Below are 12,848 nucleotides of genomic sequence, written 5' to 3' on the forward strand. Positions count from 1 at the left end.
TACCTGATGCACCGGCACTACAACGGCCTCAAGACCGTCCTGCTCCTGGGCGGGATGTGGGTGGTGCTGCTCGCGATCGGCTGGGCCATCGCCGGAGCCACCCGCAACTCGGCCTTCATCATGATCTTCGCGGTGGTGGGCCTGCTCGGCACGGCCTACAGCTACTGGAACTCGGACAAGCTGGCCATCCGGTCCATGCGCGCCGTTCCCGTGACCCCGCAGCAGGCTCCGGCCATGTACCGGATCGTGCACGAGCTGTCCCAGGCCGCCGGGCAGCCCATGCCCCGCCTGTTCATCGCCCCCACCATGAGCCCCAACGCCTTCGCCACGGGGCGCAACCCCGAGCACGCCGCGGTGTGCTGCACCGAGGGCATCCTGCAGCTGCTCGACGAGCGCGAGCTGCGCGGCGTGCTGGGCCACGAGCTCATGCACGTGTACAACCGGGACATCCTGACCTCGTCGGTGGCGGCGGCCGTGGCGGGGATCATCACCTCCGCGGCCCAGATGCTGCAGTTCGCCGCGATCTTCGGCGGCGGACGGGACAACGACAACCGCGGCGGCAACCCCCTGGTGGGTCTGCTGCTCGCCCTGCTGGCACCGCTGGCCGCCACCGTGATCCAGCTGGCGATCTCCCGGACCCGCGAGTACGACGCGGACGAGGACGGCTCCAAGCTCACCGGGGACCCCCTGGCCCTGGCCTCAGCGCTGCGCAAGATCGAGGGCGGGGCCTCGCAGTTCCCCATGGACCCCGAGGACCAGAAGGTGGTCAACACGTCCCACCTGATGATCGCCAACCCGTTCCGCGGCGGCGCCGTCACCGGGCTCTTCCGCACGCACCCGGCCACGGCGGACCGGATCGCACGGCTGGAGAACATGGCCCGCGCCGGGGGAGGCAATCCGGCAGGTCGCTGACGCCGGGCGCTGCCGCCCGCCGCGCGGTGGCCCGCGCCACAACGGCCACGCGGCCGCCCCGCCGGAACGGGCGCGGGGGCCGCCGTGCCGACGACGCCGCCGCGCACCGTGCATCCCACCTCGGCCGGGCGCCCCCACCGCGGGGGACAGTGCGAAGGGGCCGGAACGGATGATCCGTTCCGGCCCCTTCGCGTCCGCGGTGCGGTGCGCGCTCAGCGGTAGTTCACGAACTGCAGGTCGACCTCCAGGTCCGAGCCCTTGAGCAGGGAGATGATCTCCTGCAGGTCGTCACGGGACTTGGACGAGACGCGCAGCTCGTCACCCTGGATGGTGGCCTTCACGCCCCTGGGGCCCTCGTCCCGGATGAGCTTGGTGATCTTCTTGGCCTGGTCCTGGGCGATGCCCTCCTTGATGGAGGACTCGATCCGGTACTCCTTGCCGGAGGCGTAGGGCTCGCCGGAGTCCAGGGACTTCAGGGAGATCCCGCGCTTGACCAGCTTGGACTGGAACACGTCCAGCACGGCCTCGGCGCGCTCCTGCGAGTTGGCCTTGATGAGGATCTTCTCCCCGGAGAAGTCGATGTCCGCGCCCACGCCGCGGAAGTCGTAGCGCTGGGCCACTTCCTTCTGCGCCTGGTTCAGGGCGTTCGCCACTTCCTGCTTGTCCACCTTGCTGACCACGTCGAACGATGATTCTGATGCCATGCCACGCTCCTCGGCTGCGATGCGATCGGCGGAACGCGGGGTGCTGCGCTCACGCGTTCCAGAACTCTGCGACCCGGTCCGCGAGCTGTCGCGCCTGCGCGAGACCGGCTTCGAACGAGGGTAGCCGACTCGCGGGGTCCAGGGGATTCGTGCCGAAGGCCGCCCGGGCGGCGTCGTCCGCGGTGACGTGCAGGGCCGAGCCGGCCTCCTCGATCATCCGCAGGGACTGGTCCAGCGTGGGGCCGAACGGGCTGGTGGGCGGCTCGGGGTTGCACGAGACCACGAGCACCCGGTCGAAGCCCGCGGCCAGGTCCGCGTTGGTGGCCGAGCGGATGCCGCCGTCCATGCAGTCGCGGCCCCCCACGTGCACGAGCGGGAACACCATGGGCACGGTGCAGCTCGCCGCGACCGCCCGGTCCAGGGGGACGCCGCTGTCCGCGTCGAACACCACGAACTCGCCGCTGCCCGCGTCCACCGCGGTGATCGCGAGCCGGCCCGCGGGCCACTCGGCGGGGAGCATCCCGGCCATCCGCGCGACCCACGTCTGCTCACTCAGCGCCACCGGGCACGACGCCGCCCGCGCACCGATCGCGGCCCGGCCCGCCTCGGGGCTCGTGGCACCGCGGGCCGATTCCCCCATCATCTGCATGAACTGCTCGGCGTCGAAGGCCGGGGCGGTGTCCTCGGCCGGGGGCTGCGGTGCGGCGTCCTCCCGGGTCATCTCGGAGCGCAGGGCGGCCAGGTGCAGAGCGCCGGCGCGCAGCCGCACGGCCACCGCGGATCCCGCGGAGGTCCCGACCACGAGGTCCGCGGCCTCCAGGTCCGCACCCGCTTCCAGCAGGCCCCCGAGCAGACCGCTCTCCCATGCGATCCCGGCGGTTCCGCCGCCGCCCAGGACGATGGCCCGGGTGGGTGCTGAGGCGTGGGGCATGGGTCCGCCTTCCGTGTGCGGAGCGCGCATCCGGGGCCGTGGACGGTCCGGGAGCCGCTCCTTCCAAGTGCTGTCCGCCCCCATGATCAGCCTGCTGATCAGGCCGGGTCAACGGGGTCGGCCGGTGGTGGTCGGAGCACCCCTGTGCTACTCGACCGGGCTCAGGGGCCGGGTGGCGGGTGGACCGGCCGGGCGGGGATTTGGGGGCGTCGCGGCTCGTTGTGTACTGTTGAGGTGCTTCGCCGCGCACGGTTCACCCGTGCGCTGGGCGTCTCGGCAGGTTACCCGAGCGGCCAAAGGGGGCTGACTGTAAATCAGCTGGCATTGCCTACGGGGGTTCGAATCCCTCACCTGCCACCGCACTCGATGTCCACGACATCACCAGGGGCTTTCCGGACCGCACGGTCCGGGAGGCCCCTTTCGCGTGTCGGCCCCCCGCGTTTGTGCTCCCACGAGCGTCAGGACGGTGGGGCCCCACGCCGCAGGAACGCTGTCCGTCCAACACGCCCGGCGAGCGTTCCTTGTGCCACCAGTGAACGGTCTGGAGACCACCCGGGGCGGGCTTCTAGTGTGGAGCGCATGGCTACCGTTGACATCACCCAGGACACCCTGGGCCAGACCATTTCCGACAACGACATCGTCCTGCTGGACTGGTGGGCGGAGTGGTGCGGACCGTGCAAGCAGTTCGCCCCCACCTACGAGGCCGCGTCCGAGAAGAACCCCGAGATCGTGTTCGGCAAGGTGGACACCGAGTCCGAGCAGGGCCTGGCCGCCGCCGCCCAGATCTCCTCGATCCCCACGCTGATGGCGTTCCGCGAGGGCATCCTCGTCTTCTCCCAGCCGGGTGCGCTCCCCGCGTCCTCGCTGGACGAGGTGATCACCGCCGTCAAGAACCTCGACATGAACGAGGTGCGTGCCGAGGTGGAGAAGCAGGCCGCCGAGGCCGAGTCCGCCGCGGAGCCGGAGGCCCCGCAGAGCTGAGGCTTCCGCGGCCTCGCACCACCGGCCGACCGGCGGTGCGGTCCGCGGACCGGAACGAGCACGAGGGCGGTTCCCCCCACCAGGGGAACCGCCCTCGTGCCATACGGTGTGCGTGCGATACGGGGTGTGCGCCGTGCGGGATGCATGCCCTGCGGGGCGCGGACCCTCGTCGGGGCCGGCGAGCCGCCCGCCCGGTCGGGACCGCGCCTGCGGCACCCGGGGAACCGGGCGGCGTCGTCCGCTACGCGGCGGAGACCCCCAGCAGGGAGCCGATGAGGAACGTGGCCCCGAGCGCGATGGCGCCGCCCACGACCACGCGCACGGCCGCGCGCGCCACGTGCGGGGTCTTGCCCAGGCGGGCACCCAGGGTGCCCGTGAGGCCCAGCGCCACGAGCACGGCCACGAACGTGATGGGGATCCGCAGCTCCGGCGGCGGGAGCAGGATCGCGAGCATCGGCAGCAGCGAGCCCAGGAAGAACGCCAGCGCGGAGGAGATCGCGGCGGACCACGGGTTCACGATGTCGTCCGGGTCGATGCCCAGTTCCGCATCCAGGTGCGCCCGCAGGACGTCCTTCTCCGAGAGCTCGATGGCCACCTGCTTGGCCGTGGCCTCGCTCAGGCCCCGCTCCCGGTAGAGCTCGGCGAGCTCCTCCAGCTCGGCCTCGGGCATCTCCTCGAGCTCCCGCTTCTCCTTCTCGATGAGGGCTTCCTCGGAGTCCTTCTGGCTGGACACGGAGACGTACTCGCCCAGCGCCATGGACAGGGCGCCGCCGATCACGGCCGCCGAGCCCGCGATCAGGATGGGTCCGGTGGCAGCGGTGGCACCGGCCACGCCCACCACGGTGGCGGCCACGGACACGATGCCGTCGTTGGCGCCGAGCACGGCGGCGCGGAGCTTGTTGAGTCGGTCCCCGGACTTCTCGGCATGGGGTTCTGCCATGGAATGAAGTGACATGCCAGCAAGTGTGCGCTGGATCCCGGGGTGGCGCCAGGCAGGGCAGGCAAACCTCATCCCGTGCCCGCGCGGGGGACCGCGCAGCGGGGAGGAGGTCAGTGGTGGCGGTGGTCCTGAGGGCTGAGCCGGGGGCCGAACGAGGGCTTGCGGTGCCCGCTGGCCTTGATGAGCCGCACGACCCGCTGGCGGTGCCCGCGCCACGGCTCCAGCAGCTCGAGCATGCGCTCGTCGGAGCCGGGGGCGCCGTCGAAGAACCAGCACACGTAGTCCGCCAGGTGGTAGTCCTTCACGCTGACCCCGTCCGGATCCCCGTGGCTGCACTGGGTGATCTCGGCGGCCGTCCACACCCCGATGCCGCTGATCGACTGCAGGGCCGCGCGCACCCGGGCGGGGTCCCGCTCGTGGGAGAGCCGTTCCAGGGCGGAGGCGCGGTGCATGGTGCGCATGAGCGTGGCGGAGCGCGCCGGGTCCACCCCCGCACGGTGCCACTGCCAGGAGGGGACGGCCCGCCACTGCTGCGGGGTCGGCGGAACCTTCATGCCGTGCGGGGCGGGCCCAGGGGCGTCCTCGGCGATCCAGCGCAGCAGCGTGCGGTGGGCGCGGACGGCTTCGATGGCCGTGACCCGCTGCTCGAGGACCGCCACCACGGCCCGTTCCAGCACCGTGCCTGTGGCGGGCAGGCGCAGCCCGGGGTGCTCGTGGCGCGCACGCACGAGCGTGGGGGGCAGGGCGGAGAACGCGTCCGAGGACTCGAACTCGTCCCAGGCGTCCTCGGACCCGACCCACCGGGGTGCCTGCGGCAGCCAGTCCCGGGCACCCGGGCCCCACGCGTCCACCACCACGTCCCGGTCGAGCGGGTTCTCACCGGGCTGCCGCGCGGGGCGGGTGAAGCGGGCGCTCACGGGCAGGCCGCGGCACCGGGTGGTGATCCACGCGCAGTCCTCGCCGAGCACCCGCGCGGTGGGGTCCTCGGCGCCGCGGCCGAGCACCCGCAGGGTCTGGCCCAGGTGCAGAGGACCGGGTGGGCTCCACCGGAGCCGGGCGGGGGCACCGCCCGGGGCCGTGCCGCGCGTGGTCACCTCCGTGGTCATGCCGCGATGATGCCACCGCCCTCCGACACCCACGCGCCACCCGCGCCGGTAGTGTGCGTTCCATGGGCACGCAGGGCCCACTGAGCACACAGGGCCCACGGAGCACGCAGAACCGGTGAGGCTCCCCGGGCCCTCCCGACGACGGGCCCACGACACTGCGGACGGAGGACCGTTGCACCCTCACTCACGTTGCGCGGACCCGTGGGGACGCGACCCGTGGGCCGTGCCGCGGCGGCGTCGTTCTCCCCGCCCCGGCGCAGGGGCCCGCGCCCGGGGGCACTGGCTGCTGCCCCTCCTGGTGGGCTCGCTCGCCACCGCCCTGTACGGCGCGCTCTCGTGGAGCCAGTGGATCCGCTGGGACGTCCCCTCGTGGGACAACGCGATCTTCACGCAGCTGCTGTCCTCCTACGCCGCCGGCGCGGGGCCCGTGGTGGACATCAAGGGCCACGGCTTCAACCTCCTGGGGGACCACTTCCACCCCCTGCTGATCGTCCTGGCGCCGGTCTACGCGCTGTTCCCCTCCGCGCTCACGGTGATGCTCGTGCAGGACGTGCTGCTGGGGATCTCGGCGGTCGCGGTGACCCGCTGCGCCGTGCGCGTGCTGCCCGCCGCTCCCGCCGCCGCGATCGGGGTGGCCTACGCCCTGAGCTTCGGGCTGCAGAACGCCGTGACCGTGCAGTTCCACGAGGTTGCGCTCGCGGTGCCCCTGCTCGCGGCGGGTCTCGCCGCCCTGCGGGAGCACCGCTGGCGGGCCGCAGCCATGTGGAGCGCACCGGTGGCCCTCGTCAAGGAGGACCTCGGGCTGACCGTGGCCGTGGTCGGCGCGCTCATGGTCGCCCACGCGCTGCACCCCGCCCTGCGCCGCGGACTGTCCGCGGGACGACGCCGCTGGGCCGCCGTCTCTGCGCCCGCGCCCGTGCGCTCCGGCGGGTCGGGGGAGGAACCCCGAGGATCCGCGGCCGAGGCGCACCGCCGATCGGGGGCGCCCGCGCTCGGTGTCGACCGTGCGCCCGCCGCCGCCCCGGTTCCCGCGGCATCGGCTCGCGAGTCCACGCGCGGAGCCGGCCGTGCGGCGTCGTCGTCCGAGCGGGGTGCGGGGGAGGCCCCGGTGCCCGGCCCGCGGCGCCCGGCACTCGCGTGGGGCGCGGCGCTCGTGGTCTGGGGAGCGGGGGTCACGGCCCTCGCGGTGGGGGTGGTGCTGCCCGCGCTGAACCCCGCGGGGGAGTTCGCGTACGCGGACAAGCTGGACGTCGCCGGGCTGCTGCGGGACCCCGCCAGCGCGGTGATCCTGCAGGTGGTGCCCGTGCAGAAGCTGGGCACGTGGCTGCTGCTCCTGCTGGCGGGGGCCGTGGTGGCGGTGCGCTCGCCGATCGCGCTCGTGGCGCTGCCCACGCTGCTGTGGCGGATGCTCTCCCCGAACGAGGGGTACTGGGGCCCGGGCTGGCACTACAGTGCCGTGCTGATGCCCGTGGTGTTCGTGGCGCTCGTGGACGCGGTCGTGCGGCTGCGCGCGGACGCCGCCCGGGCCCGCGCCACCCGAGGCGGTGCGGAAGCCGCCGTGCTGGGCGGGATGGGCGCGGTGGCGCCGTGGGCCGCGCTGACCGTCGCGCTCGCGGTGGGGAGCCAGCTGCCCCTCGCCGGGCTGGTCGCGCCCGAGGCGTGGCAGCCCGACCCGCGGCGGGACGCCAAGGCGGCCGCGGTGGCGGAGGTCCCGCCGGGAGCGAGCGTGGGCACCGACCTCTCCCTCATGAACGCGCTCGTGGGCCGCGCGGACGTCCACTGGATCGGCAACGGCGAGGACCCCGCCCCCGAGTACGTGGTGGTGGACCGCGCGGGGGCCACGTGGGGCGGCACGGCACCCGAGGACGTCCCCGGGTACGCGCGCGACGTCTACGGCACGGAGTACACCGTGGTGAGTGACGAGGCGAACATCGTGGTGGCCCGCTCCGGAGCCGGTTCCGGGGAGCCGGTGCGCTAGACTGGGGGTTCATCATCCCGGTCTTCCGTCCTACACCACCGTTTCGCCGTTCCCGGCATGTCGGTCCTGGACTTCAGCGGACGTTCCGCTCGCACCGGTGCCAGTCACTCCATTCCACCGAAGCGAGGTTCTTCCGTGCCCACTGACAACATCCCCGAGAACGAGACCGCCCACACCGTGGCTCCCGCGAGCGAGCCGGGCGAGACGACGGTCGTCGACGCCGGCGCCGCCGAGCAGGCCCCCAACGACGCCGCCGGGCAGGTTCCCGCCGAGGCCCCCGCCGCCGACGCGGCGTCGTCCACCGCCGGGCCCGCGCAGGCGTCCGCCGAGAAGCCCGCGGCCTCCTCCGAGCCCACCACGCCCACGTTCGCCGAGCTCGGCGTGGACGGCCGCGTGCTGGCCGCCCTGGACGAGGTGGGCTACGAGTACCCCTCGCCCATCCAGGCCGCCACCATCCCCGCGCTGCTCAGCGGCCGGGACGTCGTGGGCCTGGCCCAGACCGGCACCGGCAAGACCGCCGCGTTCGCGGTGCCCGCGCTGTCCAAGCTCGCGGAGCTCTCGGACCTGCACGGCCCGCAGCGCAGCACCCGCGTGCTCGTGCTGGCCCCCACCCGTGAGCTCGCGCTGCAGGTGGCCGAGGCGTTCGGCTCCTACGCCATGCACCTGGAGGACTTCACCGTGCTGCCCGTGTACGGCGGCTCCTCATACGGTCCGCAGCTGGCCGGGCTCAAGCGCGGCGCGCAGGTGGTCGTGGGCACGCCCGGCCGTGTGATCGACCACCTCTCCAAGGGCTCGCTCAAGCTCGACGACATCGCGTACGTGGTGCTGGACGAGGCCGACGAGATGCTGCGCATGGGCTTCTCGGAGGACGTGGAGAAGATCCTCGCCCAGACCCCCGTGGAGAAGCAGGTGGCCCTGTTCTCCGCGACCATGCCCAAGGCCATCCGGCGGATCGCGCAGCAGTACCTGCGGGATCCCCAGGAGATCACGGTCAAGGCCAAGACCACCACGGGCACCAACACCCGCCAGCGCTACATGCAGGTCATGGGCCCCCACAAGCTGGACGCCATGACCCGCGTGCTCGAGGTCGAGGACTACGACGGCGTGATCGTCTTCGTGCGCACCAAGGCCGCCACCGAGGAGATCGCGGACAAGCTCAAGGCCCGCGGCTACACCGCCGCCGCGATCAACGGCGACATCCCGCAGAACCTGCGTGAGCGCACCGTGGACTCCCTGCGCGAGGGAAAGATCGACATCCTCGTGGCCACGGACGTGGCCGCGCGCGGGCTGGATGTGGAGCGGATCTCCCTGGTGGTCAACTACGACATCCCCCACGACACCGAGTCCTACGTCCACCGCATCGGGCGCACCGGCCGTGCCGGGCGCAAGGGCGAGGCCATCCTGTTCATGACGCCGCGCGAGAAGTACCTGCTGCGCGCCATCGAGAAGGCCACCCGTCAGCCCGTGGAGCAGATGCGCGTGCCCACCACGGACGAGGTCAACCAGACCCGCAAGGACAACTTCGCGCAGCAGATCGAGGAGACCATCGAGTCCGAGGACCTCGGGCTGTTCCGCGAGCTGGTGGAGCGCTACGAGTCCGAGCACGACGTGGACGCCGTCGAGATCGCCGCGGCCCTGGCCGTGATCGCGCAGAACGGCCGCCCGTTCCTCGTGGAGGACCTCCCCGAGATGCCCCAGCGCAAGCGGGACCGTGAGCGCCGCGACGGGGACGGACCCCGCAACCGCCGCTCCCCGGGCGACGAGGCCGGCATGAAGACCTACAAGCTGGCCGTGGGCCACCGGGACCGCGTGGTGCCCGGTGCCGTGGTGGGTGCGCTCACGCACGAGGGCGGGCTCAACGGCTCGCAGATCGGCGCGATCGACATCCGCCCCACGTTCACCCTGGTGGGCCTGCCCGAGAACCTGCCCGCGGGCACCCTCGACAAGCTCTCCAACACCCAGATCAACGGCGCCCCCATCCGCATCCAGGAGGACCGCGGACCCGGTGGTGCCCGCAGTGGCGGCGGCAACCGCTTCCGCGGCGGGGACCGTGACCGCGGCCCCCGCAACGACCGTGGGGACCGCGGCGGGTACCGCGGTGACCGTGGCGGCTATCGGGACGACCGCGGCGGCTACCGGGACGATCGCGGTGACCGTGGCGGGTACCGCGAGGACCGCGGTGGCTACCGTGACGACCGTGGTGGCGGGCGCCCCCGCGGCGGCGGGTCCTCCTACCAGGACCGTCCCCGCAAGAAGAGCTACGGCCGGAACAACGGCGGCTACTCGGGCCGCTGATCCGACCACCACTGACGCGCAGCCCCTCACGCCCCGGTGCATCCTCGCAGGATCCCCGGTGGAGTGAGGGGCCGCTCATCGTTCGGGGGACCGGGTGGTGGGGCGGCCACCCGACCCCCGGAGCTGGGCGGTCAGTCGAGCACCCACCCGGGGGTGTGCATTTGCTCCGTCAGTGCAGAAATCGGAGCCCTGTGCTGTATTTACTCCACCTCGCAGCATCCGCACCGGCGACCCTCCGCGCCGGCCGCTGCCTGCGCCGCCAAACCCCTGCGACGACCAGCGCCCCCCCTGTGCGGGCCGATTCGCCGGCGCCGTGGGCGGGCGCGCGGCGCGTGCTTCAGGGGTCGGAGCCGTTTTGTGCATCGCGCTGGGATGCTGTTAGAGTATTCCGCGTTGCCCCGATAGCTCAGTGGTAGAGCGCCATCTTGGTAAGATGGAGGTCCCGGGATCGATTCCCGGTCGGGGCTCTCATGATGACAACCTGCGGAACCCTGTGAACCGCAGGTTTCATCCATGATGTGGCGGTGTAGCTCAGCTGGTTAGAGCGCACGACTCATAATCGTGAGGTCGACGGATCGAGCCCGTCCACCGCTACTGTTCAGGCGCCGTTCCCCTCGGGGAGCGGCGCCTTTTCCGTGCCCGGCTCCGCCGCCGGCCCCGGACCCGACGAGCGCGAGGGCAGCGTCCCGGGGCCGAGCGGCGTCGTCGGGCCCGGTGCGAGCGGGGGCCGATAGGCTGGGGCGCAAAGCCGTCCGTCGAATCGAGGAGACCATGGCCGTATCCGCTGACGTGGTGGGCACCACCTACCCGTCCATCCCTGCGTACCAGGTGGGGCGCGAGAAGATCCGCGAGTTCGCCACGGCCGTGAAGGCCTCGGATCCCGTGCATCACGACGTCGCCGCGGCGCAGGCCGCCGGGTACGCGGACCTCGTGGCTCCGCCCACGTTCGCCATCGTGGTCTCCCAGCGGGCCGACGCCGCCCTGGTGAACGACCCGGAGGCCGGGATCGACTTCTCCCGCGTGGTCCACGCGGACCAGCGCTTCACGCATCACCGGCCCATCGTGGCCGGGGACGAGCTGACGGCCGCCGTCACGGTGGACGCCGTGCGCCCGCTCGGTTCGGGCGCCATGGTGACGTCCCGCGTGGAGGTCACCACGGTGGAGGGGGAGAAGGTGGCGACCACCGTGTCGTCGCTGCTCGTGCGAGGAGAGGACCAGTGACCGTGGAGTTCGAGACCCTCGAGAAGGGCCAGCAGATCGGCGAACGGCGCATCGAGGTGTCCCGCGCGGACCTCGTGGCCTACGCGGGCGCGTCCGGGGACATGAACCCCATCCACTGGAACGAGGCGTTCGCCCGCTCCGTGGGCCTGCCGAACGTGATCGCCCACGGCATGTTCACCATGGGCGCAGCCGTGGGGCTCGTGACCGAGTGGGCCGGTGATCCGGGTGCCGTGGTGGACTACCAGACGCGGTTCACCAAGCCCGTGGTGGTGCCCAACGCGTACGGCACGGCGGTGGAGCCGAGCACCACGCTCACGGTGAGCGGGGTGGTCGGGGCACTCGACGCCGAGGCCCGCACCGCGCGCGTGGACCTCGCCGTGACCGCACCGGACCTCTCCGCGCCGGACGCGGACCCGGCTTCCGCCGCACCGCTCAAGGTGCTCGTCAAGGCCCAGGCCGTCGTGAGGTTCCCACACTAGGATTGACCACCATGACTGCACCGCGCCTCTCCCAGCTCACGACCACGGCCGTGGGCGGCCCCGTCTCCCGCTACGTCGAGGCCGGCGCGGAGGAGGACCTCGTGGCGGCGGTCTCCCGTGCCGATCGCGCGGGGGAGCGGGTGCTCGTGGTGGGCGGGGGGTCCAACATCCTCGCCTCGGACGAGCCGTTCGAGGGCACGGTGGTGCTCGTGGGCACGCGCGGGTTCACGGTCTCGGATCCTTCCCGCGCGGCGGACCACACGGGCGCAGGCGACGACGCCGCCCGCGGGCCGGCCGCCGGATCTCCCGACGGCGGGGCCCACCACGGCAGTGACCGGCATCTGCACCCGGCCGACGGCGGCACCGCGACCGCGACCGGGGGTGACGCCTGGGACGAGCGCTCCGTGCTCGTGGAGGCGGCCGCCGGGCACCCGTGGGACGACCTCGTCCGAGAGACCGTGGAGCTCGGGCTCGCCGGGCTGGAAACCCTCTCCGGGATCCCGGGCACCACCGGCGCCACCCCGGTGCAGAACGTGGGCGCCTACGGCTCGGAGGTCTCCCAGAACATCGTCGCCGTGCGCGTGTGGGACCGGCAGGAGCAGCGGCGACGGACGTTCTCCTTCGAGGACCTGCAGTTCTCCTACCGGGACTCCCTGCTCAAGCGCAGCATGGACCACGGCTCCCCGCGCTACGTGGTGCTCTCCGTGACGTTCCGCCTGGAGCGCCGGGAGGACTCTACTCCCGTCCGCTACGCGCAGCTGGCCACGGCCCTGGGCGTGGAGGTGGGGGAGCGCGCCCCGCTGGCCACGGTGCGGGAGACCGTCCTGCGACTGCGGGCGGGCAAGGGCATGGTGCTGGACCCCGCGGACCGGGACACCTTCAGCACGGGCTCCTTCTTCACGAACCCCGTGGTGCCCGAGCACGAGCTCACGGACCGGATCCCCGCGGACGCCCCCCGGTACCCGGTGCTGGACGCCCGCGGGGGCACGGTGGAGGGCGCCGTGAAGTTCTCCGCGGCGTGGCTCATCGACCACGCCGGCTTCGGCAAGGGCTTCGGGCTGCCCGGCACGCGCAACGAGCTGCTGGACCTGGTCGGGGAGGACGTCGCCGGGGGACGGGCGTCCCTGTCCGGCAAGCACACCCTGGCCATGACCAACCGGGGCGAGGCCTCGGGGGAGGACGTCGCGGCCGTGGCCCGCACCGTGCAGCACGGGGTGGAGCAGGTCTTCGGCGTGCGCCTGGAGCCGGAACCGGTGCTGCTCGGGCTGTCCCTGTGACGGGCGTGCCCCGCACGCTCACCC

Annotated in this window: 11 protein-coding genes and 3 tRNA genes; 10 read left to right on the top strand and 4 right to left on the bottom strand. The window is 72.9% G+C overall.

Annotated elements, in window-relative coordinates:
• Positions 1-6 precede the first annotated feature (6 nt).
• Complete coding sequence (htpX, locus tag DNL27_RS03400) at positions 7-912, top strand: zinc metalloprotease HtpX (RefSeq protein WP_058955128.1); 906 nt, start codon at positions 7-9, stop codon at positions 910-912.
• 212 nt (positions 913-1,124) lie between these two features.
• Here htpX and DNL27_RS03405 read toward each other — a convergent pair whose 3' ends face one another.
• The gene (locus DNL27_RS03405; protein ID WP_112234715.1) at positions 1,125-1,616 is read right to left on the bottom strand and encodes a YajQ family cyclic di-GMP-binding protein; all 492 of its coding nucleotides are present in this window, start codon (positions 1,614-1,616) and stop codon (positions 1,125-1,127) included.
• A 49-nt stretch (positions 1,617-1,665) separates the two neighbouring features.
• Complete coding sequence (locus DNL27_RS03410; protein WP_239494435.1) at positions 1,666-2,547, bottom strand: patatin-like phospholipase family protein; 882 nt, start codon at positions 2,545-2,547, stop codon at positions 1,666-1,668.
• 275 nt (positions 2,548-2,822) lie between these two features.
• Here DNL27_RS03410 and DNL27_RS03415 point away from each other — a divergent pair.
• Both DNL27_RS03415 and DNL27_RS03420 read left to right on the top strand, forming a co-directional pair.
• Positions 2,823-2,904, top strand: a tRNA-Tyr gene (locus DNL27_RS03415).
• Positions 2,905-3,126: 222 nt separating this feature from the next.
• Positions 3,127-3,528, top strand: a complete 402-nt coding sequence (locus tag DNL27_RS03420) for a co-chaperone YbbN (RefSeq protein ID WP_012397629.1) — start codon at positions 3,127-3,129, stop codon at positions 3,526-3,528.
• A gap of 241 nt (positions 3,529-3,769) precedes the next feature.
• Here DNL27_RS03420 and DNL27_RS03425 read toward each other — a convergent pair whose 3' ends face one another.
• The gene (locus tag DNL27_RS03425; RefSeq protein ID WP_041297296.1) at positions 3,770-4,483 is read right to left on the bottom strand and encodes a VIT family protein; all 714 of its coding nucleotides are present in this window, start codon (positions 4,481-4,483) and stop codon (positions 3,770-3,772) included.
• Between the two features lie 95 nt (positions 4,484-4,578).
• Positions 4,579-5,574 carry a DNA-3-methyladenine glycosylase gene (locus DNL27_RS03430; RefSeq protein WP_055083261.1) on the bottom strand — a complete coding sequence of 332 codons (996 nt, stop codon included), beginning with the start codon at positions 5,572-5,574 and terminating at the stop codon, positions 4,579-4,581.
• A gap of 172 nt (positions 5,575-5,746) precedes the next feature.
• Between DNL27_RS03430 and DNL27_RS03435 the strand changes: the two genes are divergently transcribed.
• The 7 genes from DNL27_RS03435 (at position 5,747) to DNL27_RS03465 (ending at position 12,824) form a co-directional block, all read left to right on the top strand.
• Positions 5,747-7,552, top strand: a complete 1,806-nt coding sequence (locus DNL27_RS03435) for a DUF2079 domain-containing protein (protein WP_239494436.1) — start codon at positions 5,747-5,749, stop codon at positions 7,550-7,552.
• A 135-nt stretch (positions 7,553-7,687) separates the two neighbouring features.
• A complete protein-coding gene (locus tag DNL27_RS03440) occupies positions 7,688-9,847 on the top strand; it encodes a DEAD/DEAH box helicase (protein WP_112234718.1) in 2,160 nt (719 codons plus the stop codon).
• A 395-nt stretch (positions 9,848-10,242) separates the two neighbouring features.
• Positions 10,243-10,314 (top strand) — tRNA-Thr (locus tag DNL27_RS03445).
• Positions 10,315-10,367: 53 nt separating this feature from the next.
• Positions 10,368-10,441 (top strand) — tRNA-Met (locus DNL27_RS03450).
• 177 nt (positions 10,442-10,618) lie between these two features.
• Entirely contained in the window at positions 10,619-11,068 is a 450-nt protein-coding gene (locus DNL27_RS03455) for a MaoC family dehydratase N-terminal domain-containing protein (protein WP_012397634.1), read from the top strand.
• Entirely contained in the window at positions 11,065-11,547 is a 483-nt protein-coding gene (locus tag DNL27_RS03460) for a MaoC family dehydratase (protein ID WP_012397635.1), read from the top strand. The genes DNL27_RS03455 and DNL27_RS03460 overlap by 4 nt, the downstream gene beginning before the upstream one ends.
• Before the next feature lie 11 nt (positions 11,548-11,558).
• Positions 11,559-12,824 carry a UDP-N-acetylmuramate dehydrogenase gene (locus DNL27_RS03465; protein WP_012397636.1) on the top strand — a complete coding sequence of 422 codons (1,266 nt, stop codon included), beginning with the start codon at positions 11,559-11,561 and terminating at the stop codon, positions 12,822-12,824.
• Positions 12,825-12,848: the final 24 nt, after the last annotated feature.

Origin of the sequence: Kocuria sp. BT304 (assembly GCF_003290245.1) — a bacterium.
In the GTDB taxonomy this organism is placed as follows: domain Bacteria; phylum Actinomycetota; class Actinomycetes; order Actinomycetales; family Micrococcaceae; genus Kocuria; species Kocuria rhizophila_A.